Source organism: Lachnoclostridium sp. An169, from assembly GCF_002160525.1.
Taxonomy (GTDB): Bacteria; Bacillota; Clostridia; order Lachnospirales; family Lachnospiraceae; genus Mediterraneibacter; species Mediterraneibacter cottocaccae.
Genome location: NZ_NFKT01000003.1, coordinates 112,489 through 135,118, shown reverse-complemented (window position 1 = coordinate 135,118; position 22,630 = coordinate 112,489). Strand labels below are relative to the sequence as shown.

The following is a 22,630-nucleotide window of genomic DNA, read 5'->3' as shown; positions in this document are numbered from 1 at the left end:
TACTTTAACCATACAAACAGAAGACAATGGCTGCATGGGCAGCTGGCACGTGCGGTCATTGGACTTCGCCTAAAGAAAGATTACATATTCAGGCTTTACCGCCTGCTGTTTATTCCGGAGATTTATCCCGGAATATTTTTTTGATGCTCCGGTTCATAATGTAATAGTACATGACGATCAGCAGGCCTCCTGCCAGCACCCAGGCAGCCGGGCTTGCCATGCATACGCCCAGATAGCTTCTCTGTCCCGCCGCGATCAGCGCCACGACGCCTCTCCCGACAAGTTCCGCCACTCCCGCCATCATGGGGAGGATTCCATAACCCAGTCCCTGGATTCCGTTCCGGTAGATATTCACAACCGCCAGAGGAATAAAGAACATTCCCACACATTTCAGGTAGATATCCACAGAACCCATGATCGACTGCACGTCATCCGAGACAAAGAGGTACGTCATATATTTTCCCACCGTCATGACAAGAGCCGCGGCGATCACCGAATAGATCACGCCGAGAATGGTACACGCCTTGAATCCCTGACGGATCCTCGGCACGTCTCCGGCTCCGATATTCTGCGCGCCGTATGTAGCCATCGTCGTTCCCATGGCGGTATATGCCTGAGTCACAACCTGCTCGATCTTTCCCGCTGCCGTGTAAGCCGCCACAAGTGTGGAGCCCAGGATGTTCAGCGAGGACTGTACCATCATCGTGCCGATGGCTGTGATGGAATACTGAAGCGCCATGGGAATCCCGATCTGAAGCTGGGTCCGCAGCAGCGCCCCCTTCGGATGCCAGTCCTCCCGGGTCATGTGCAGCACCGGCACTTTCGCCCCGATATACACCAGACAGAGCAGCCCGGAAACGCCCTGTGAAATCACCGTGGCAACAGCCGCTCCCGCCGCTCCCATATGAAACGCAATGACGAACACCAGGTCCAGCACGATGTTGAGCACCGCAGACAGGATCAGGAAATAGAGCGGCACCCTGCTGTCTCCGAGAGCCCGCAGAATACTCGCCAGAAGATTGTAGAGCATCTGGGCGAGAATTCCGCCGCTGATAATCATGATATACGCATAAGCCTCATCAAAAATATCTGCCGGTGTATTCATAAGCACCAGCAGTGGTTTCATAAACGCCATGAAAAGAACGGTCAGCACCACGCCCACAGTCAGGGAAAGAATGGCTGCCCCCGCCACAGTCCTGCGCATTGCCTTCATATCTCCCGCGCCGAATTTCTGTGCCGTCAGCACCGTAAATCCTGCCGTCATTCCCACTACGAATCCGTAGATCAGGAACATGATCGTGCCTGTGCTCCCCACAGCGGCAAGGGCATTCGTCCCCACGAATTTTCCCACGATCACCGCATCCGCCATGTTGTAAAACTGCTGAAAAACATTTCCGATAAAAATAGGAAGGGTGAACCCCAGGATAATCTTCATGGGACTTCCTGAAGTCATGTCTCTCTGTGCCGATTTCATAGCATAAGCCTCCTTCTTACCAACACATTCGAGTGCATATTATATACCAGTTTTTTCCCACTGTAAATACCCTTTTCCCGTCTTTTTCTGCTTCCCGTTTTTACCGGAGGAAGTTTCACTGCAGGAAGAGAACCGCATCCTCGTCAAAGGCGAGATAATCCGGCATGCCCCGCTCTTCCAGGACCTGCAGCTCCTCTCTCTGCACAAACCAGCAGATCACATCAGAGCGGAGACCGTTGGCACGGACCGCATCGCCGCGTGGAGCACCCGCGGGGATCGCATCGCCGCGGGGAACACCCGTGCGGATCGCATCGTCCCGGGCGCTCTCCGGTCGGATGTAATAGTTCCGCTCAAAAGGGAGCGCCGCACTGTCCGCAAGGTCGAACGGGATCATGTTTTTTTCCCGTTCTCCCCAGACGGGGATAAAATCATGGGCCCGGTAGCCGATCCAGGATGCGTCCTCCGGCACCTCCCGGTCCAGCTCCAGTGTCACGCCCCAGTCAGAAGCCTGCACCGTATGGGCGTCCACCCTTACGATCCGCGAGAAGTTCTTGCATCCGGTCAGACGCGCCGCCTCCCGGCTCACGGGATTCTTGAACAGTTCCTCCGTAGGGCCGGCGGCGACGATCTTTCCGCTGTCAATGACAATCACTTCTTCGCTGAAGCGGTAGATCTCATCCCGGTTGTGGGAAACCATGATCACGGTTCCCCGGTAATCTTCCAGCATCTCCATCAGCTCCCGCTGAAGCTGGTCTTTCAGAAACATGTCCAGGGCGGAAAAGGGCTCGTCAAGCAGGATCACCTCAGGCTCATATGCCATGATTCTCGCCAGGGCAACTCTCTGCTGCTGCCCGCCGGAGAGCCGTCCGGGAAGCCGTTTTTCCAGTCCTTCCAGGCGGAACTTCTCCACCATCTGCCGGACCCGCTTCTCCTTCTCCCTCCTGCTGCCCTTAAGCCCCGCCGCAATATTCTGCTCCACAGTCATGGTGGGAAACAGGGCGTAATTCTGGAACAGATAACCTACGTTTCTCATCCGGGGTTTCAGATTCACCCGTTTTGCCGCCTTTTTCCCCGGCTTTCCCGTGTCGAACAGGACTCTTCCCCCGATCTCTATATGTCCTTCATCCGGAGTTACAATTCCCGCGATACTCTTGAGGGTCATGCTCTTCCCGCACCCGGAAGCCCCCAGGATCCCGATTCTGCGGGCGCTGCTCCGAAAGTGGATGTCCAGGCGGAAACTGTCCAGTTCTTTGCAGATATCTGCCGAAACAGCCATCGCCTACCACCTCCCCACGTTCTTCATCTTCTTCCCCGAGATGAGATTCATAAGAAAGATGACCACAAATGCGATCACCATGACAACCGCCACCCAGATTCCCGCCGTCAGGTAATCGCCGTCCTGAATCACCATGGCGATCTTCTGGGAGATTGTCCCGGTCTTTCCGGGGATGTTGCCCGCCAGCATGGATGTGGCCCCGTATTCCCCGAGCGCCCGGGCAAATGTCAGGATCGTGCCGGAGGCAATCCCGGGGCCGGCCGTAGGCACGACCACTTTCCAGAATATCGCCATATCCGACATTCCCAGGGTCCGTCCCGCATAGACAAGATTCTCGTCGATCTGCTCCATGGCTGCCCGCGCGTTCCGGTACATAAGCGGAAAGGCGATCACTGTGGCAGCGATCACACATCCAAGCCAGGTCTGGACCACCTTAAATCCGAACTCGTCAAACAGGAACTCCCCCAGGGGTCTCCTCCTGCTGAAAAGCAGAAGGAGGAAAAAGCCTGCCACCGTGGGCGGAAGCACCATGGGAAGCGTCAGGATGCCATCGATGACAGCCTTCTTTCCCGGCGACGCCTTCACCACTTTCCGCGCCGCAAAAATCCCGAGGAAAAAGGAAATCACTGTCGCCACCACCCCCGTTTTCAGGGAAATAAACAGGGGGCTCCAGTCCAGTTCTTCTATAATCTGCATGATCTCATCCATATCATCCGCTCCACTCTTTTACTCTACGTTTGTATCAAAATAATAGGAGTCAAACACCGCTTTCGCCTCGTCGGACAGCACAAACGCAAGAAAATCATCCGCAGCCGCATTCTGTGCATCATCTGCTTCCTCGTTGACGACACGGGCGATGGGGTAAATGACATTTCCCGTGAGATCATAGCTGACGGTCTGGAGAATGTCAAGATCATCCTCGTATCCGTACGTATCGGAATAGTAGGTGGTCCCCACCTCGCATGATCCTTCCACAACAGCGGTCAGCACCTTGCTCACATTGTCCTGCTCGCTGATCTCCACGCCGCCCAGCGCCTCGGAGATCTCAGAGGTCGTGATGGACGCGGGGTCGTCTGTCTCAGGCAGGATGCCAAGATTGACCAGCGCCACTCTCGTGTAGCGCCCCACCGGCACACTGCCGCCTGCCAGGGCGATGCTCTCCGCATCCTGCAGATTCTCCAGTCCGGTCACTGCCGTGCCACTGTCCTTAAGGGTGACGACGACCACCTGGTTGTTGACCACATTCGCCCGGGTTCCCTCCACCATCAGCCCGTCCTCTTCCAGAGTGTCCATCTGGGTCTGTGCTGCGGAGAAGAAGATATCGCACTCATACCCCTCTTCGATCTGGGTGAGCAGAGTACCGGAACTGTCTGCATTGTATGTAATCTTCACTTCCGGATGATCCTCATTGTACGTTTCAGCGAGCTCGGTCATCACCGTATTCAGGCTGGCGGCAATGAATAGCTGGATCTCGGTCTCCTCTGCATCTGCCCCGTCATCCCCGCTGTTGTCCTCCGTCCGGCTGTCATCCGAATTCCGGCTGTCATCCGAAACCTGTCCGCCATTTCCGCCGGAGCATCCCGCTGTTCCCAGTACCATTGCTGCGGCAAGCACTGCCGCAAGAACTTTTTTCTTCATAATCTCTCCTCCTGATGCTATAAACTTCTTCATCCCCCGTGGCTGCTTTCTCATATTATACCCGATTACTTTTTAAAAAACAATCGGTCAGGAAAAGAAACGGCCGAAATTCTCCGGCCTTATTCTCCTTCAAAAATCTTCCGGTACTCTTCTTCCGCAAAGGAAGCGATCCTGCGCCCCATGGTCTCATACTGTTCCATCAGCGCGCGCCCCCGGGAACTTACTCTGGCGCTTCCGCCATGCTTTCCGCCGGGGCTCCGCTCCACGATCACATACCCCAGTTCCTTCTCCGCCGTGCGGATCAGTGTCCATCCCTTGCTGTATGACATGCCGGTTTTCTCACATGCCTCCCGCACATTTCCCAGAACTTCGATCTGGCGCAGCAGATTCATAAGCCCCGGACCGAAAAAAGGCACATTCCGCACAAGCTGCACTTTCACCCTGGGGTGAACCGGAACCGGCTTTTCTCTGCCCGCCACTTCCTCAAACCGGTCCTCCTCCCGGGCCCGCAGGAGCACTCCGCCATCCTCCACCGCCACAAAGGATACCGGCACCCCCGCGGCGTCGATGGCTCCTTTCAGCCCTCTGTCGCCCCGGTAGGAGGCAATCTGTCCGGCAAGCGAGGCGTTGATCAGCACCGGATGCCCTTTTCTGCCCCGGTATACGGGAATGACAACCGGGGCGTCCTCCCCCGCCATCATGCGGAGGGTATGCTCCTCAAAGAGGGGAACGTCCGACGGACAGAAATAGAACCTGCCGCACGTCTTTGCCAGATAACGGATCCCCATCACGGCAAAGTCCAGCATCTGTGCCGTCTCATAGTTCTCACAGCGCAGGAAGACAACTCCCTGCTTTGCCAGGCTTTTCTCCGTCTCCTCCGCCCGGTATCCGGTGATGACTGCAATCTCCTCCACGCCGGCGCGGCGGAAAGTTCCGATCATCCGCCGCACCATGTCGGTTCCTTCTGTATGGGCCAGTCTGTCATACGCCCGGAATCCTCCGGGCGCGCCTGCCGCGGCGATCACCGCTCCCAGCCTCGCCTTCCGGCTTTCGTCTGTTTTCTGCTTCTCTGTCATTGTCCTCACTTTACTGCCTTCTTTTTCTTCGAATAATACGTGTTCTCCATGGGCAGCTTCGTCCGCAGCACGTGATCCATCGCGTAGTATGCTCCCTGGACTGCCGGCGCTGTGGGAATTGTGGCGATCTCACCGATTCCCTTGGCGCCGTACGCAAAGGGAAGAAGCTCTTCCTTCTCCACATAGATGGCATGGATATCCGGGATCTGGGTGGCGCGCATCAGCCCGAGTGTGCCGTACCGTGCCTGGGGCACACCGTCCTTCAGCGGAAAATCTTCCGTCAGCGCATACCCCAGTCCCATGAGCACGCCGCCCTCGATCTGCCCCTGAATGGAGATGGGATTGACGACTTTCCCGGAGTCATGGGCCGCATAGACTTCCTTCACCCTGCCATCATCGTCCAGGATCACCACATGGGTGGCAAAACCGTACGCCACATGGCTCTTGGGATTGGGCACATCCGCCCCCAGTTTGTCTGTGGGATCAAAGAACTCTGCAAAGAACTCCCTTCCCTCCAGTTTCGAGAGGTCGCCCCCTGCTTTTTTCAGCTCTTCGTCCAGCTGTGCCGCCGCCATCCGCACAGCCTCCCCGGTAATCAGCGTCTGCCGGGATCCGGAAGTCGTACCGGAGTCCGGAGCCACCTCCGAGTTGGCTCCCATGTTCCGGATCATCTCCCTGCCAAGCCCGGTCGTCTCGGAGACCATCTGAACCAGTACGGTGGCGCATCCCTGTCCGATATCCGAGGCCGCACTGTAGAGCTCCACTTTCCCGTCATGGACGACAAGCTTTGCTCTTCCTTTGTCCGGCAGCCCCACACCTACCCCGGCGTTTTTCATGGCGCAGGCGATGCCCGCCCTGCCCGGATTCGCCTCATAGACATCCTTCACCGCAAGCAGCGTCTCCTTGAGTGCGGTGGAGCAGTCCGCGATCTGTCCGTTGGGAAGAACCTTCCCCGGCTCGATGGCGTTGCGGTAGCGGATCTCCCAGGGCGAGATGCCGACCATCTCCGCCAGCAGATTGATGTTGGACTCCAGCGCGAACTCGCTCTGGCAGACGCCAAAGCCCCGGAACGCTCCCGCCGGTGGATTGTTCGTATAATATCCGTACCCTCTGATATCGGTGTTCTGGTAGCAGTAAGGCCCTACGGAATGGGTGCAGGCGCGCTCCAGAACCGGTCCGCACAGGGACGCATATGCCCCGGTGTCAAAATAGATCTCGCAGTCCAGTCCGGTAAAGATCCCGTTCTCATCGCACCCCAGGGTGAACGTTCCCTCCATGGCATGGCGCTTGGGATGGAAATTGATGGACTCCTGACGGGAGAACACCACCTTCACGGGACGGTTCACCTTCACCGCCGCCAGGGCTGCGATATGCTGGGCCGACACGTCCTCTTTTCCACCGAACCCGCCGCCGACCAGCTTGTTTTCCACAACAATCCGCTCCGGTTCCCACCCGAACATAATGGAGATCTCCTTGCGGGTATCATAGACTCCCTGATCCGAGGACAGGACTTTTACCCCGCCCTTATAGGGGAAAGCCACCGCGCACTCCGGCTCAAGAAACGCATGTTCCGTAAAGGGCGTCCGGTATGTCTTCGTCACCACGTATCTGGAATTCTCCAGGGCTTTCTTCGCATCCCCTCGGGTCACATGACGGCTCTGGCAGAGATTCCCCCCGGAGTGGACCTTCGGCGCATCCGCCGCCATCGCCTGGCGGATCGAAGTGACGGGAGTGAGCTCCTCGTAATCGATCGATACCAGTTTCTTTGCCTCCTCCAGTATCTCCCGGCTCTCCGCCACAACCAGGCAGATGGCGTCTCCCACGCAGCGGGTGATATTCCCCTTTGCGATCATCACATCCCAGTCCTGCTGCAGATGTCCCACCTTGTTGTTGGGCACATCGTCCGCTGTCAGGACAGCGAGGACGCCGGGCAGCGCCAGAGCCTTCTCCGCGCGGATATCCAGGACTTTCGCCCGGGCATACCTGGAGCGCACCGCAGAGGCATAGACCATTCCCTCCATCTCCACATCGTCCGGGTATTCCCCGTATCCCAGCACCTTCTCGCGCACGTCCAGACGGAATGCCTTTTCCCCGACTCCGTATGTTTCTCCTTTTTCCAGACTTTCCTCGATCTTCGCATCCCCCCGGAGGATCGCTGCCGCCAGCCGGATCCCCTCTATGATCTTCTTATATCCGGTACACCGGCAGATATTCCCCTTCAGGGCTGCCTTGATCTCCTCCTCGGTGGGGTCGGGATTTCTGTCAATCAGCGCCTTTCCCGCCATCACCATGCCCGGGATGCAGAAGCCGCACTGTACCGCTCCTTTTGAGCCGAAAGCATAGACAAATGTCTCCTTCTCCCGCTCGCTCAATCCCTCTGTGGTAATGATGTTTTTCCCTGCCGCGCGTTTCGTCGTGAGCACACAGGACTTGACCGCTTTTCCGTCCACAATGATCGTACAGGTGCCGCAGGCTCCCTCGCTGCACCCGTCCTTGACCGAATGCAGATGCAGATCATCCCGCAGATAGCGCAGGAGCGGCTTATCCACATCCGTGCTGCGCAACACTCCGTTTACCGTAAAAGAATACTCTGCTTTCATAACTTACTCCTTTCCGCACAGGCTGTTCACGACAGATCTTCCCTTCGGTCGATGTCTTTGAGTTCCTCCGGGTCAGCCTGCACGATCTTAAGGCTGCCGGCATGGCGCTTCATCACCTGCCGTCCTCCCCGGTCTCCCGAAAGTTCCATAAGTTCCGGGAAATACTTCCTGTCCCAGAGAACGGGATTGCCGCAGCGGCTGCCGTTCCCCGCACAGACCACAGCCCCCGGATGGCGTGCCCCTGTATTGAAAATCTGCTGAATCGTGGACGCGGACATGCCCGGCTGGTCACACACGGAAAACAGGACTCCCTCCAGATCCGGAGCATCTCCCAGCGCGCGGGCAAGCCCCAGATTCAGGGAACGCGAGATTCCAAGCTCCGGTTCCCGGTTCCACACCGGGACAATCCCCAGTTTTTCCGCCTGCTCCGCGATCTCTCCGGAGCCCGTCACAACATATGCAGGGAAGGAACCGAATCCTTTCATCCTCTCCAGAGTGTGCATATACAGCGGTTTGTTCTTCACCAGGGCTCCCAGTTTGTCTCCTCCGAAACGGGAGCCCGCCCCCGCGGCAAGAATCACGATGGCGAATCTCCCCTTCATCCGTTCAAATCCGGTTACCGCCTCGAGGACGCCGCCGCCGATGGCCCGCGCCTTGTCCGAGATGGTATGGCAGTGGGATACCTCTGTTCTCGCATCAATATCTCCGATCTTCAGATTCTTCTGTACCTGAGCCCCTTCCTGCAGCATGCCCCGGACAATGCCGGACATCTGTGCGTACACCGGGACTCCGCCGGTAAACGCCACAGTCTGCCCTTTCTCCACATAGTCTCCGATCTGCACGCAGGGTTCTATCTTCCCGTCCGCCGCCGCGCGGATCAGGCGCTCGATGGTGTATCCCCCTACATTTCCCGGCACGCCCGTATTCGGGATGGCGCTTCCCCTCCAGATAATATTTCCCAGGGTATGCCCCCGCTTTGTCTCCACCACGCAGTTGCAGTCCTCCCCTGCGGCAAAGCCCGGTCCCACGCCAACTACAAAAGGCGCGTCATCAATCCGGGTGCCAAGGTTCCGCTTCGCCAGAATAGCGTCCACGATCACGTCCGGACGGAACCACCCGCGGCAGTTCATCCCGGGATCCACCATCACCGCAACGTCCCCCCGCTCCATGATCTTCCACGCCTCTGCTTCATCTCCTGCAAGGAATCCTTCCATCTCCTCGATCCGCGCCCTGCCCTCATAGACTGCCCTGGAAAGCGCCACAGTCCTGCGCACCGTCAGGGGTTCTCCGATCTCCGTCATAAGAATGGTATGGCCTGCTCCGTAAAGTCTCGAAGCGATCCCTGTCGCCAGATCCCCGGCTCCTCGTATCAGTATCTTCATATTCCGTCTGCCTCCCGGTCTCCGGCTTCCGGCCCGCCCAGGCAGGATATCACAACATTTTCAACGCCCATGTCCATCAGTCTCCTCCGTATGAGGGAGGCACAGGACCTGCGCCTGTCATCGTCAGCTTTGTTGAGGACTACCGTATACACGGCGTTCCCGGGGCACCCTTTTCTCCCGGCCTCCTCCGATGCTGCGAGAAATGCGATATCTTCCTCGGTTACCGGATCCGTTGTCTTTTTATTTAACAGAAATGCCGCCCTCTCCGGACGGAAACAGATCTCCTCCAGCGGACGCCCCACTGCATCCATGCCATATACAGACATAACATGCGTGGTCTCCGGAAGGATCACCGGCTCCCGCTCTCCCGGAACCTTCAGCGGCAGTCTTCTTGCACCGTCCGCCTCGATGAGGACCGGAAGGTGCGTATTCCATATTTTCTCCATAAACTCCGGGGAAACGCCCTGCATCTTCCCCTGTGAAGCAGGTGTTCCCACCCATGCCTGACCGTATTCCGTCAGAATCCGGTGCAGCTTCTCCTCCGACGGTTCCAGAAGGAACCAGGGACAAGGCTCCGCCATCATATGGGTCGTGGTTGTCACGATCACCTGCTGTCCCCTTCTGACATATCCCTCTGCCAGCCGCCGGAGCAGGCTTGTCTTTCCGCCCGCCCCGACTGCGCTGACCACGGTTCTGCCCTTCCCGGGCAGCCCCAGAACATCTGTGATGTCACGCTCCACGGTATCATGCTTCATGGCCGCCGCCCTCTACTCGCCGGCGCCATGTCTGACATAGCGTCCTGTCTTTTCCACCAGAACCTTTCCGTTCTCTGCCACAAGCTCTCCTCTCAGGTAGACCTGCTCCGCCCTCCCGCGGATCTGCGTGCCCTCCATGGGGCAGTACCCTGCCGCAGACTGCATGGAGTCCGCTGTCATGGTCCACTCGGCTTCGGGATCCCACACGACGATGTCCGCGTCGCTTCCGGGGATCAGGGCTCCTTTCCAGGGGTAGAGCCTGTAGAGCTTGGCGGGATTTTCCGACAGATATATGCACATCTGTTCCGGTGTGATCCGTCCTTCCCCTACGCCGAAGTGCCAGATCAGAGCCGGTCTCTCCTGGGCTCCCGGCATGCCGCACGGCGTCCTGGAAAAGTCCTGCGCGCCTGCGTCCTTCTGCTCCTTTGTAAAGCTGCAGTGATCCGTGCTGATGGTCTGGATCCTTCCTTCTCTGAGTGCCTGCCAGAGGATTTCCTGGTTCTTTTTCTTCCGCAGGGGCGGGGCGATCATATAGAGCCTTGCCTCCTCTGCCGGAAGGGAATACCTGCTCTCATCCATGAGAAGATACTGGGGGCAGGTCTCCACGTAGACGGTCTGTCCCGCCTCTCTTGCCCGCAGGATCTCCCGGTATCCCGCCGCCGTGCTCAGGTGTACGACGATCACCGGGGTATCCACGCATCTGGCGATCTTCAGAAGCCTGCCGACCGCCTCGGCTTCCGCCTCCTTCGGGCGGGTCCACGGATAGTCGGACACATCTTTTCTGTCCCCTTTGTTTTTTAGCACCTCTTTGAGCCTGGCGCTGATAATCCCGTGGTTCTCACAGTGGACTCCGGCGATGGCTCCCAGCTCCTTTAATCTGGAAAGCACTTCGTACATGGTCTCGTCGTCCACCCGGTTGTCATATGTCATATACAGTTTGAAAGAAGAGATCTCTTCTCGTACCACCCGCTCCAGCTCCCGGCTGATCTCATCGTTCCACTCCGACAGCGCCAGGTGAAAAGCATAATCGCAGGACGACTCGCCGTCTGCCTTCCTGTGCCAGTTCTCCAGTGCCTGCGCCAGTGTCTCTCCCTTATACTGAGTGGCGAAATCGATGATGCAGGTAGTACCTCCTGCCAGTTCCGCCTTTGTCCCCGTATCGAATCCATCCGCCGTAACCGTGCCGCTCACCTCGAGAGCCATATGGGTATGGGCGTCGATAAATCCCGGAAACAGAAGTTTCCCCGTCACATCCACAATCTCCGCGTCCTGAAAGGACAGATCCTCTCCGGATGCCAGAATCTTTTCCCCTTTTACCAGAAGATCCAGTTTTCTCATCCCGTCGCCGCTTACTACTGTTCCGCCTTTGAATAACCGTTTCATCGCTGTTCCCTTCTTTCTGTATCTGCCGGAATCATCTCAGCAGATACGGATAATCTCTGCACACTGTCTCCATGAGTCTCTGAAGTCCCTCCGGAATCCCGGTCTCCTCACCTTTTGTCCACACGGTCGTCTCTCCGAAGAAGCGCACCCTGCATTTCACCTGTTCTGCGTCCAGTACCGCGAATCCCTGATTTCTGCTGTCATCCATGTCTTTCTCATCTGCAAAGAGGGTGAATTTATCCAGATACGGAGCGCTGTCATAGGGACAGAAGCTCCGGCAGTTGCCGCACTCGTTGCACATGTAGTCCACATGGATGATCTGGTGCTTCTCCATGCCCGGAACCCGGATGGAAATGTTCGCCCGGTTCGGGCAGACCTCCACGCAGTTCTCACAGATGCCCGAACATCCCAGGCACCGGCTGCTCTCCTGCGCGTCTTCTGCCGCATCGGAAAGTATGCCTCTCTTATTATACACCGCTTTTTCATCGGTATGTGAAGCAATCTCTCTGACCAGCTTTTCTCCTGCCACTGCTTCCGCAGCTTTCAGGCCGTCCCGGATTCCCTCCACCACAGTGGCCGGTCCGCCAAGGCCGTCTCCGATCACGTAGACGCCCGGGATACTGCTCTCGCAGGTTTCCCCGTTTACGATCGCTCTTCCCCGGTCGCTGACTGCGATCCCGTTCGCCTCATAGAATGCGGTGGGAACCCGCTCGCCAACTGCCGCGATGACTGTATCCGCGGGAACCTTCCTTGTCTCGCCGGTGGGAACCACGCCTCTCCTTCCGGAGGCGTCAATATCGCCCAGTTTCATCACGTCGCAGAGCAGCCCGCCGTCCTCCAGCTTCACCGGGGAGAGCAGTTCCATGAATTCCACGCCGTCCTCCACGGCCATAACCAGTTCTTCCTCATCCGCCGGCATATACCTCTTTGTCCGTCTGTATACAAGATACGCATGCTCCACGCCCTTTGTGCGCTTCGCCGCCCTTGCGGTATCCATGGCGGTATTTCCTCCGCCGATGACGACCACATTTTTCCCGATATCAAGATTGCCGTCATGCGCCTTGAAATCTGCCAGGAACTTCAGGGCGTTGACCGGCTCGCCTTTCTCCAGTTTAAGTACGCCCGGTTCCGACGCTCCTGCCGCCACGATCACCGCCGTGTAATCCGCGTTGCGGAGCATGGCGAGATCTGTGATCTCTGTGTTCAGGCAGATATTCACACCCATCTTCTCCAGAAGAGCCGCGTCTTTCTCAATGGCGCTGTCCGGGATACGGAAACCGGGGATCACGTGGCGCACCACGCCTCCCAGGGCGTCTGTCTTCTCAAAGAGCGTCACCTCCATGCCCGCCCTTCTCAGGAAAAAGGCTGCCGCCATTCCCGCCGGACCGCCGCCGACCACTGCCGCCTTCCCTCTGCGGGTCACTGCCGGGGCCGTGATCTTCTCCATAAGCGCATCGTAACCGTTCTCCGCAGCGATCAGCTTCATGCCGCGGATGTGGACCGGATCCTCATAGAAATTCCTGGTACATTTTCCCATACATGCGTGGGAGCAGATCGTCCCGGTGATAAAGGGAAGCGGATTCTTCTCTGTGATAACCTCAAGGGCTTCCTCGTATTTCCCCGCGTTCACAAGCTGCAGGTAGGCTGTGATGTCCTGATGGATGGGACACCCTTCCTTACAGGGCGCCACGAAGCAGTCCAGAAGGGGAACCTGCTTTTTCATCTTCCTCGAGGGAAGCGGCTTCACCGCCTTTACGTGGTGCGGATCTTTCTTCGCCTCCTCCGCCAGCGCCCGGACCGCCGGGGCATCCACTCCCTCAAACACCGCGTTCTCCTGTTCCAGGAGCACTGCCATCTGATTCATTCTGTCATATCCGCCCGGCTTCAGGAGAGTCGTCGCCACCGTTACCGGCCAGATTCCCGCATCCACGATCTTCTTAATATTGTAGAAGTCAGCGCCGCCCGAGTAGGAGATCCGCAGTTTCCCGTCAAAGTCTTCCGCCAGTTTTGCAGCCACGGAGATAGAGAGGGGATACAGGGATTTGCCCGACATGTACATCTCCTCGCTGGGAAGTTCATTCTGCTTTACATCCACGGGGAAGGTATTCGTAATCTTTACGCCGAACTCCAGATTTCTCTCCTCACAGACCTTCATCAGCCTCCTCAGCATAGGCACGGCGTCCTCGTACTGCAGGTCGTCCCGGAAATGAAAATCTCCGAACGCCACATAGTCATACCCCATGTCATCCATTGTCTTTCTCGCGTACTCATATCCGAGCAGGGTCGGATTGCACTTGATAAACGTGTGGAATCCTTTCTCCGTGATCAGATACATGGCGATGCGCTCGATCTCCTGCGGCGGACATCCGTGCAGGGTGGAGATGGTTACCGAGTTGCAGATATCGCCGGAAATACTCTCGATATCTTCCTTCGTCACATGTGCAAAGAGATCTGTGTGTTCCAGAAGGTATGTCCTGCAGAACCGGAATATCTCCGAATCCTGCGCGTGTTTCATGGTATTGAGGAATGTATCGATCTTCTCCGACTGAATCCCCGCCAGGTCGTATCCCACGCTGATGTTGAACTGGAAACCGTCCATGCTCCCCAGCCCGAACTCCTTTGCCGCCACCTTGCACAGGAACCACGCCTTGATGTACTCCTCCATAGCCTGGGGAACATAGAGCTCCGTGGACCACTCGCAGTTATAACACTCATCGTCCGCCTTGATACACGGCTTGTTCACACAGGCTGAGAGCTCCGCCCCGTCCATGATCTGAACGGTCTTCAGCTCGAAGAACCGGCTCCCCGTATAATATGCCGCCACAATATTCTGGGCGAGCTGGGTGTGCGGACCCGCCGCCGGACCTGCCGGAGTCTCCAGAGGACGCCCGAAAATTGTCCTGCTGTATTTTTCATCTGCACGGTAGGGATGGTGCTCGCCGAACACGGTTCCGCTCTCCCTCTTCTCTGTCAGCATCCAGTTCAGGAGCTGTTCAAACGCCATTGGCCTCATAATATCACTCATGTCTGTATCCTCCTCATTTTCCTGCCATGCCGCCGATCCCGGACTGTTCCGGAAACTGCCGGCTCCCCCGTACTTTTCTCTCTTACTTTTCTCTCTTACTCGGCTCCCGGCCTGTCTTTGGGCAGGATCAGATTCAGGAACACCGCGAAGATGGTAGCCAGTACAACCGGAGAAGAGGCAAATGTATTGTTGATGATGGACTGGAAGCTTTCCAGGCTCATGCTCAGATTCAGCGCTCCGTGGATGCTCTCCGACATCTGGTTCAGGCAGCCGTCATTCAGGGAGACGCCCATACCGATGGCGATTGCAAGTCCTGCCACGGTCGTATTGCGGTAAGTCAGTTTCTCCGTCACAAGAAGCTTGATGCCGGTCATTGCGATGGATGCGAACACCGACGCCACCGCTCCTCCCAGCACGCACTGGGGAATCGTCCGCAGCAGTGCGGAGAACTTCGGGATCAGGCCCGCGATCAGCAGAATTGCCGCCGCCACGGTAAACACTTTTCTGGCAATCACTTTTGTGGAGCCCACGATACCCACGTTCTGGCTGTATGTGGCCGTAGGAGGACATCCGAAAAATGCGCCGATGATATTGCTGACTCCATAGCCGATGATTCCTCCGTTGAGCTCATCGTCCGTGGGCAGCCGGTCCATGCCTCCGCTGGTCGTCGCGGAGAAATCTCCCATCGCCTGGATCGAGTTGACCAGAAACAGAATCGCCAGAGGCAGGATCGCCGAGATATCAAAACGGATGCCGAACGCCAGGGGCATGGGAACCTGGAACCATCCCGAACTGGAAAGCGCGGAGAAATCCACCATGCCGAACAGCAGCGCCACCACATAGCCGCAGATCAGCCCGATCAGGATGGAGGCAAGCTTGAACAGCCCCTTTCCATAGTGATTGAGCAGCACTACAATCATCAGCGTGACAAATGCCACGAACCAGTTCTGCCAGGATCCGTATACAAGCGCTTCCGTTTTTCCCTGCTGCTCTACGATCAGCTCGTAGGTATTGGAAGAATTTCCCGCCATGTAGTTGACCGCCGTGCTGTAGAGGGAAAGTCCGATCGCCAGAATCACCGTCCCGATTACAAGGGGCGGGAACACTCTCCTGATCTGGCGGATAAAGAGCCCCACCAGGATCGCCACAACGCCGCCGATGATCATGGCTCCGAAGATCGTATCCACATTCTTTGCCTGTGCGGCAATCGCCGTCATCGTAGGCACATAGGCGAAGCTGACTCCGATGATAACCGGCAGCCCGGATCCCAACCGGATCTTCTGTGCGTAGAGCTGCAGGAGCGTGGAGAGAGCCGCAAATACCAGGGACACCTGGATGAGCAGTCCCATATTTACATTACCGCCGGCATTGTTCGCCGCGTTCGCCACCAGGATTGCCGGAGTTACACATCCTACAACGGCTGCAAGCACATGCTGCGCCGCCAGGGGGAGGATCTGCCCCACAGATGGATTCCCATCCCATTTAAATAACTCTGAATTACTTTTTACCGCCTTCTTGTCGCTCATTTTTCTGTATATCCTTTCTTATTTTAGGAACCGCCTGCCGCCGGTTCTCTTCCTGCTCTCTCCTACCGGCTGTTGATCCGTTCCGCCAGCTCCGCCGCTGCCTGCCTGCAGTCCGCCATTACCTTTTCCTCATCGATCTCTGTCAGCCTCCGGTTCTTCATAAGGACCTTTCCTGCCGCCACCGTAGTCACCACATCATGGCCGGTCACTCCGAACACCAGGTGTCCGTTTATATTGCCCGCGTTCATGGGGGTAAGCGGATCATAATCTACAATAATCACATCCCCTGACGCGCCTTCCTTAAGTACCCCCAGCTCCCGGTCAAAATACCGTCCGGCAATCTTTGCATTGTTCTCAAAGAGCATCTTCGGCACCTCGGACCATGCTGCATTGGGATCGCAGAGATGATGTTTGTGCAGCACATTGGCGACTTTGAAGGATTCCATCATATCATGGGTGTATCCGTCTGTCCCCAGGCCGGTCAGGATGCCCCGGTGGACCAGTTCCATCGTCGGCGGACATCCGCATGCATTTCCCATATTGGACTCCGGATTGTGCACCACCATGGTATCCGTCTCTTTGATCAGGTCCATCTCGTGGGGATTGATGTAGATGCAGTGTCCGAGCAGGGTCTTCTCCCCCAGGATGCCGTGATCCATGAGCCGGTCCACGATCCGTTTGCCGTAGTGCTTCAGACAGTGGTGCAGGTCCTCGATCCCCTCCGCCACGTGGATGTGGTAGCCTACGCCCTCCGGCTTGTTCGCTGCCGCCAGTTCCATGGTCTCATCCGAGATCGTGAACTGGGCGTGCATTCCCATCATGCCCGCGATCATCCCGGTGTCATCTTTCTGTGCATGGCGGATGAACTCCGCATTCTCCATCACAGACTCCCTTGCCTTGTCCATGCCGTCCCGGTCGGAGATCTCATAGCAGAGGCAGGATCTCACTCCCGTCTTCTTCGCCGCTTTCTCGATCTCGAACAGCGAGCCCCGGATGGACCCGAAGCTTGCGTGGTGGTCGAACACGGTAGTGACGCCGTTCTTAATACTGTCGATGTAAGTCGCCATGGCGCTTAAATATGTATCGTGAAGGGTCAGGTTCCGGTCGATGGTCCACCACATTCCGTCCAGGATATCAAGGAACCCTTTCGGATTGTAGCCTTTCACGGACAGGCCGCGGGCAAAAGCGCTGTAAATATGTTCATGGACATTAATAAACGCCGGCATAATCAGTCCGCCTTCCGCGTCGATGTACTCTGCCTGCGGGTACTCCCGGCGAAGCTCTTCATCCCCGCCCACCCGGCAGATCTTCTCACCTGCAATGGCAACTGCCCCGTTCTCCAGATAAGAATTCGCCGGGTCTCTTGTTATCACTCTTCCGTTACCCAAAATCAACATGGTCATTTCTCCTTTTTTAGATATTTTTTCCACACGCCGCGGTTTTACTCTGTGCATTTCGCACATCTGCACTGTTTATTTCCTATAGAATACCATTAAATATATATAAATGCAACAAGATTCTAAATTATTTTTAGATCGCCTAAAAAATTTTTAGAAAAACTATTGACTCTCTATTCCTTTATTGCTATGATGGGTTCAGAAACGCACAGAAGGCACCAGAAGGACGGTGAAAAAATGAACCAGCAACTTGATTTTCTGAAACAGCTTGCCCACGGACTGGCCGTTCAGTTCGGCCCTTCCTGCGAGGTCGTCATCCATGACCTCTCCGGAAAGGATCTGGACAAATCAATCGTCTACATTGAAAACGGAGAAGTGTCCAACCGCCATACAGGGGACGGCCCTTCCGGGATTGTTCTGGAGACGCTGCGCTCGGATCCCGCAAAAGTCAGAGACCGGCTTGCCTATCTCACGAAGACGGCGGACGGGCGTATTCTCAAATCCAGCACCATGTACATCCGGGACGAACTCGGAAATATCGCCTATATCTTTTCCCTGAATTATGACATTACAGCGCTTCTCACCGTGGAGTCAGCCCTCCGCGATCTCACCCATACCGAGCCGGCTGACCCGTCGGAGCGGGAGACGGACGCTCCCAGGACGATCACCCACAACGTCACGGAACTGCTCGACCAGCTGATCGAACAGGCCATCGCCAGGGTGGGAAAACCGGTAGCGCTCATGAACAAGGATGACAAGGTGGCTGTTGTGCAGTATCTGAACAATGCCGGGGCATTCCTGATCACAAAATCCGGCGACAAGATATCCTCACTGCTGGGCATATCGAAATTTACACTGTACAGCTACATGGATAAGGGATAACACATTCCAATATTCTGTGGATAAGAGATAACATATTCTAATATTCTAAGGAGGTTTCACACAATGGAAACGATCAAATGGGCAGTAAACAACATGCCAAAGACGGATGACCGGAACCTGAAGATCATGGGACTCGATGAAGTCCGGAAAGCCCGGACTTTCCATGAAAGTTTTCCACAGTATTCCGTCACGCCTCTGGCAAAGCTTGACCGCATGGCAGCGCGGCTCGGACTCGGATCGGTCTACGTCAAAGACGAATCCTACCGCTTCGGGCTGAACGCCTTCAAGGTTCTCGGCGGCTCCTTTGCCATGGCGCGCTACATCGCCGAGCAGACCGGCAGGGATGTCTCCGAGCTTCCTTATAATGTACTGACCTCAGAGGAATTAAGGAAGGAATTCGGTCAGGCCACCTTCTTTACCGCCACCGACGGCAACCACGGACGCGGCGTGGCATGGGCAGCAAACAGGCTGGGACAGAAAGCCGTCGTCCTCATGCCCAAGGGAAGTACGCAGACAAGACTGAACAACATCCTGGCGGAAGGGGCCCAGGCCACAATCGAGGAATACAACTATGACGAATGTGTCCGCATGGCAAACGCCATGGCGGAGAAAACCGAGCACGGCGTCATGGTGCAGGACACCGCATGGGACGGGTATGAGAAGATCCCCTCCTGGATCATGCAGGGATACGGAACCATGGCGATGGAGGCGGATGAACAGCTCCACGAATACGGATGCGAGCGCCCGACCCATGTATTCATCCAGGCGGGCGTGGGATCTCTTGCAGGGGCTGTCCAGGGATATTTTGCAAACCGCTACCCGGACAATCCTCCGGTTGTCGCTGTCGTCGAGGCTTCCGCTGCAGCCTGCCTCTACAAAGGCGCCTGCGCCGGAGACGGAGAGATCCGCATCGTGGACGGGGACATGGTGACAATCATGGCGGGACTTGCCTGCGGGGAGCCCAACACCATTTCCTGGGATATTCTGAAAAATCATGTGGATACATTTATCTCCACCCCCGACTGGGCTGCCGCAAGAGGCATGCGGATGCTCGCCGCTCCCGTCAAAGGCGATCAGCCCGTCACCTCGGGAGAATCCGGTGCAGCACCTTTCGGCACCCTCGCCTGCATCATGACCATGGAGGAATATGCGCCGCTGAGAGAGCATCTGGGACTGGATGAGAACTCAAAAGTCCTGCTCTTCTCCACCGAGGGCGACACCGATCCGGAGCGATACGAATCCATCGTCTGGGGCGGAAATGACAGGTAGGTTATTCTCTGCATCCCCGGAAGCGGGGGCAGCTGTATAACGTTTGAGCACAGGCGGCACCGGACAGACACACATCCCCTCCGTCGGTCCGGCGCCCGTGTGCGGGAACTTTTCACGTACAGAATACATAAAAGGAGAGAGAAAAACTATGGACTTGAACAAAATCAAAGAGGCCGCTCAGGGCTACGAAAAAGACATGACCGCATTTCTTCGCGCTATCGTAAAGAATCCCGGTGAAAGCTGCGACGAGAAAGCTCACATCGACACCATTGCAGCAGAGATGAAAAAGCTCGACTTCGACGAGGTCGTTATCGATCCCCAGGGAAATGTCATCGGCTACATGGGAACCGGGGACCGGATCATCGCCTACGACGCGCATATCGATACCGTGGGAATCGGAAACATCGACAACTGGACCTTCGATCCCTATGAAGGTTATGAAAACGACACCGAGATCGGCGGGCGCGGCGTGTCCGACCAGTGCGGCGGTCTGGTTTCCGCTGTATACGGCGCAAGGATCATGAAAGATCTGGACCTGATCCCGGAAGGATGCAAAATCATGGTGGTCGGAACAGTTCAGGAGGAAGACTGCGACGGCCTGTGCTGGCAGTACATTATCAACGAGGACAAGATCCGCCCGGAATTCGTCGTATCCACAGAGCCCACAGACGGCGGCATCTACCGCGGCCAGAGGGGACGTATGGAGATCCGCATCGACGTAAAGGGCGTCTCCTGCCACGGCTCCGCACCGGAGCGCGGCGACAACGCGATCTACAAGATGGCGGATATTCTTCAGGACGTCCGCGCCCTCAATGAAAACGACGACGCAGACGGGACCGAGATCAAAGGTCTTGTAAAAATGCTCAACCCGAAATACAACCCGGACTGGGAGGAGGCACGTTTCCTCGGACGCGGCACCGTAACCGTATCCCAGATCTTCTACACCTCCCCGAGCCGCTGTGCGGTAGCGGACTCCTGCGCGGTTTCCCTTGACCGCCGCATGACCTTCGGCGAGACATGGGAGAGCTGCCTGGACGAGATCCGCGCCCTTCCGAGCGTAAAGAAATACGGCGACGATGTGGTTGTCTCCATGTACAACTACGACCGTCCCTCCTACACAGGATGCGTCTACGAGATCGAGTGCTACTTCCCGACCTGGGCGATCCCGAAAGACCACAAAGTTACAAAGGCTCTGGAGAAAGCCTACACCTCTCTCTACGGAGACAAACGGATCGGCGCTGCGGAGACGCTTGAGATGCGCCAGAGCCGCCCGCTGACAGACAAGTGGACCTTCTCCACCAACGGCGTATCCATCATGGGAAGAAACGGCATCCCCTGCATCGGCTTCGGGCCGGGCGCAGAGGCGCAGGCACATGCACCGAATGAGAAGACCTGGAAGCAGGATCTCGTGACCTGTGCGGCAGTCTATGCGGCGCTCCCCGAATGTTACTGGGGATAGATAGGCCGAGCGGAGGCGCTCTCGCCGCTCGGGTCCGCGGACTTAGAGATAAGTGCATTAGCTGAGGTAGAGCGGAGCCTCGGAATGAATGACACAGAAACCAATTTACGTCTGCTTCTGACAACTCGAAAAATTTAATATCACAAATCCAAGGAGGATAAACAATCATGAAAACTTTACAGGATTATATCGACAAGCTGAATTCCCTGAACTTCAAGGACATGTACAACGGTGACTTTTTCCTGACATGGGAGAAGACGGACGACGAGCTTGAGGCGGTCTTTACGGTTGCGGACGCGCTCCGCTACATGCGTGAGAACAACATCTCCACGAAGGTGTTTGAGAGCGGCCTGGGCATCTCCCTTTTCCGCGACAACTCCACCCGCACCCGCTTCTCTTTCGCCTCTGCGTGCAACCTTTTGGGTCTGGAAGTGCAGGATCTGGACGAGGGCAAATCCCAGGTTGCTCACGGCGAGACGGTCCGCGAGACAGCCAACATGATCTCCTTTATGGCGGACGTCATCGGAATCCGCGACGATATGTACATCGGCAAGGGAAACGCCTACATGCATGAAGTTGTGGATGCAGTGACCCAGGGAAAGAAAGACGGCATCCTGGAGCAGAAACCGACTCTTGTGAACCTTCAGTGCGACATTGACCATCCGACCCAGGCGATGGCGGACATGCTCCACATCATCCACGAGTTCGGCGGAGTTGAGAACCTGAAAGGCAAGAAGATCGCCATGTCCTGGGCTTACTCTCCGTCCTACGGAAAACCGCTCTCCGTTCCCCAGGGAATCATCGGACTGATGACCCGTTTCGGAATGGACGTGGTTCTTGCACATCCGGAAGGATACGAGGTGTTCCCGGAGGTTGAGGCCGTTGCAGAAGAGAACGCAAAGAAATCCGGCGGTTCCTTCACAAAGACAAACAGCATGGCGGAAGCATTCAAGGATGCCGACATCGTATATCCGAAGAGCTGGGCTCCGTTCGCAGCCATGGAAAAACGTACCGAGCTGTATGGAAACGGCGACTTTGAGGGGATCAAAGAACTGGAGAAAGAACTTCTGGCACAGAACGCACAGCACAAAGACTGGGCTTGCACCGAGGAACTGATGGCTACCACAAAGAACGGCAAAGCGCTCTACATGCACTGCCTGCCGGCTGATATCTCCGGAGTAAGCTGCGAGGAAGGCGAGGTTGACGCAAGCGTATTCGACCGCTACAGAGATCCGCTGTACAAGGAGGCGAGCTACAAGCCGTACATCATTGCAGCCATGATCTTCCTGGCTAAATTCGCAGATCCGGCTGATATTCTCAGAAAACTTGAGGAGAAAGGCACTCCGAGGATCTTCAAATAAGATCTGTCCGCAGACGGCACTTGAAAATGTACGGAAAAATGTACTTTGAATTTTTCAGATAAGGATTTTCATTCTGCCGGATTTATAATAAAATAAAATCTGGCAGGACCGGGGCGCAGCATGATTT

Annotated in this window: 16 protein-coding genes; 4 read left to right on the top strand and 12 right to left on the bottom strand. The window is 56.4% G+C overall.

Features of this window, described 5'->3' with window-relative positions:
• Positions 1-109 precede the first annotated feature (109 nt).
• The 12 genes from B5F07_RS03480 to ssnA all read right to left on the bottom strand — a co-directional run bounded on the left by B5F07_RS03480 (position 110) and on the right by ssnA (position 17,532).
• Positions 110-1,474, bottom strand: a complete 1,365-nt coding sequence (locus B5F07_RS03480; protein WP_087159884.1) for an MATE family efflux transporter — start codon at positions 1,472-1,474, stop codon at positions 110-112.
• A 115-nt stretch (positions 1,475-1,589) separates the two neighbouring features.
• Positions 1,590-2,750: a sulfate/molybdate ABC transporter ATP-binding protein gene (locus tag B5F07_RS03475; protein WP_087159883.1), complete on the bottom strand. Its 1,161-nt coding sequence runs from the start codon at positions 2,748-2,750 to the stop codon at positions 1,590-1,592.
• A gap of 3 nt (positions 2,751-2,753) precedes the next feature.
• A complete protein-coding gene (gene modB, locus B5F07_RS03470; protein WP_087159882.1) occupies positions 2,754-3,458 on the bottom strand; it encodes a molybdate ABC transporter permease subunit in 705 nt (234 codons plus the stop codon).
• An 18-nt stretch (positions 3,459-3,476) separates the two neighbouring features.
• Positions 3,477-4,388: a molybdate ABC transporter substrate-binding protein gene (modA, locus tag B5F07_RS03465; protein WP_087159881.1), complete on the bottom strand. Its 912-nt coding sequence runs from the start codon at positions 4,386-4,388 to the stop codon at positions 3,477-3,479.
• A 119-nt stretch (positions 4,389-4,507) separates the two neighbouring features.
• Positions 4,508-5,464, bottom strand: coding sequence for an NTP transferase domain-containing protein (locus tag B5F07_RS03460; RefSeq protein WP_242972427.1), 957 nt, complete (start codon positions 5,462-5,464; stop codon positions 4,508-4,510).
• A gap of 5 nt (positions 5,465-5,469) precedes the next feature.
• A complete protein-coding gene (gene xdh, locus B5F07_RS03455; RefSeq protein WP_087159879.1) occupies positions 5,470-8,064 on the bottom strand; it encodes a selenium-dependent xanthine dehydrogenase in 2,595 nt (864 codons plus the stop codon).
• A 26-nt stretch (positions 8,065-8,090) separates the two neighbouring features.
• A complete protein-coding gene (yqeB, locus tag B5F07_RS03450; protein ID WP_087159878.1) occupies positions 8,091-9,446 on the bottom strand; it encodes a selenium-dependent molybdenum cofactor biosynthesis protein YqeB in 1,356 nt (451 codons plus the stop codon).
• Entirely contained in the window at positions 9,443-10,201 is a 759-nt protein-coding gene (gene yqeC / locus B5F07_RS03445) for a selenium cofactor biosynthesis protein YqeC (protein ID WP_087159877.1), read from the bottom strand. The genes yqeB and yqeC overlap by 4 nt, the downstream gene beginning before the upstream one ends.
• A gap of 12 nt (positions 10,202-10,213) precedes the next feature.
• On the bottom strand, positions 10,214-11,584 hold the full coding sequence (gene hydA / locus B5F07_RS03440) for a dihydropyrimidinase (RefSeq protein ID WP_087159876.1): 1,371 nt from the start codon (positions 11,582-11,584) through the stop codon (positions 10,214-10,216).
• A gap of 31 nt (positions 11,585-11,615) precedes the next feature.
• Positions 11,616-14,609, bottom strand: a complete 2,994-nt coding sequence (gene ygfK, locus B5F07_RS03435) for a putative selenate reductase subunit YgfK (protein WP_087159875.1) — start codon at positions 14,607-14,609, stop codon at positions 11,616-11,618.
• Positions 14,610-14,704: 95 nt separating this feature from the next.
• On the bottom strand, positions 14,705-16,135 hold the full coding sequence (locus tag B5F07_RS03430) for a uracil-xanthine permease family protein (protein ID WP_087159874.1): 1,431 nt from the start codon (positions 16,133-16,135) through the stop codon (positions 14,705-14,707).
• A gap of 62 nt (positions 16,136-16,197) precedes the next feature.
• Positions 16,198-17,532, bottom strand: a complete 1,335-nt coding sequence (gene ssnA, locus B5F07_RS03425) for a putative aminohydrolase SsnA (protein WP_087159873.1) — start codon at positions 17,530-17,532, stop codon at positions 16,198-16,200.
• A 237-nt stretch (positions 17,533-17,769) separates the two neighbouring features.
• Here ssnA and B5F07_RS03420 point away from each other — a divergent pair, with 237 nt between their 5' ends.
• From B5F07_RS03420 to ygeW, 4 genes are all read left to right on the top strand, one after another.
• Positions 17,770-18,414, top strand: a complete 645-nt coding sequence (locus B5F07_RS03420) for a helix-turn-helix transcriptional regulator (protein ID WP_087159872.1) — start codon at positions 17,770-17,772, stop codon at positions 18,412-18,414.
• A gap of 63 nt (positions 18,415-18,477) precedes the next feature.
• Complete coding sequence (gene dpaL, locus B5F07_RS03415) at positions 18,478-19,683, top strand: diaminopropionate ammonia-lyase (RefSeq protein ID WP_087159871.1); 1,206 nt, start codon at positions 18,478-18,480, stop codon at positions 19,681-19,683.
• A gap of 148 nt (positions 19,684-19,831) precedes the next feature.
• Positions 19,832-21,142 (top strand): YgeY family selenium metabolism-linked hydrolase, encoded by a 1,311-nt coding sequence (locus tag B5F07_RS03410; RefSeq protein WP_087159870.1) that lies wholly within the window; start codon positions 19,832-19,834, stop codon positions 21,140-21,142.
• Positions 21,143-21,309: 167 nt separating this feature from the next.
• Positions 21,310-22,503, top strand: coding sequence for a knotted carbamoyltransferase YgeW (gene ygeW, locus B5F07_RS03405; protein ID WP_087159869.1), 1,194 nt, complete (start codon positions 21,310-21,312; stop codon positions 22,501-22,503).
• The last annotated feature ends 127 nt before the right edge of the window (positions 22,504-22,630 follow it).

Bases quoted from the DNA above. Each gene is read 5' to 3' on its own strand.
- ssnA (WP_087159873.1), bottom strand. From the start codon at position 17,532: ATGTTGATTTTGGGTAACGGAAGAGTGATAACAAGAGACCCGGCGAAT.
- xdh (WP_087159879.1), bottom strand. From the start codon at position 8,064: ATGAAAGCAGAGTATTCTTTTACGGTAAACGGAGTGTTGCGCAGCACG.
- yqeC (WP_087159877.1), bottom strand. From the start codon at position 10,201: ATGAAGCATGATACCGTGGAGCGTGACATCACAGATGTTCTGGGGCTG.
- modB (WP_087159882.1), bottom strand. From the start codon at position 3,458: ATGGATGAGATCATGCAGATTATAGAAGAACTGGACTGGAGCCCCCTG.
- B5F07_RS03420 (WP_087159872.1), top strand. From the start codon at position 17,770: ATGAACCAGCAACTTGATTTTCTGAAACAGCTTGCCCACGGACTGGCC.
- B5F07_RS03410 (WP_087159870.1), top strand. From the start codon at position 19,832: ATGGACTTGAACAAAATCAAAGAGGCCGCTCAGGGCTACGAAAAAGAC.
- hydA (WP_087159876.1), bottom strand. From the start codon at position 11,584: ATGAAACGGTTATTCAAAGGCGGAACAGTAGTAAGCGGCGACGGGATG.
- B5F07_RS03480 (WP_087159884.1), bottom strand. From the start codon at position 1,474: ATGAAATCGGCACAGAGAGACATGACTTCAGGAAGTCCCATGAAGATT.
- ygeW (WP_087159869.1), top strand. From the start codon at position 21,310: ATGAAAACTTTACAGGATTATATCGACAAGCTGAATTCCCTGAACTTC.
- modA (WP_087159881.1), bottom strand. From the start codon at position 4,388: ATGAAGAAAAAAGTTCTTGCGGCAGTGCTTGCCGCAGCAATGGTACTG.
- B5F07_RS03460 (WP_242972427.1), bottom strand. From the start codon at position 5,464: ATGACAGAGAAGCAGAAAACAGACGAAAGCCGGAAGGCGAGGCTGGGA.
- yqeB (WP_087159878.1), bottom strand. From the start codon at position 9,446: ATGAAGATACTGATACGAGGAGCCGGGGATCTGGCGACAGGGATCGCT.
- ygfK (WP_087159875.1), bottom strand. From the start codon at position 14,609: ATGAGTGATATTATGAGGCCAATGGCGTTTGAACAGCTCCTGAACTGG.
- dpaL (WP_087159871.1), top strand. From the start codon at position 18,478: ATGGAAACGATCAAATGGGCAGTAAACAACATGCCAAAGACGGATGAC.
- B5F07_RS03430 (WP_087159874.1), bottom strand. From the start codon at position 16,135: ATGAGCGACAAGAAGGCGGTAAAAAGTAATTCAGAGTTATTTAAATGG.
- B5F07_RS03475 (WP_087159883.1), bottom strand. From the start codon at position 2,750: ATGGCTGTTTCGGCAGATATCTGCAAAGAACTGGACAGTTTCCGCCTG.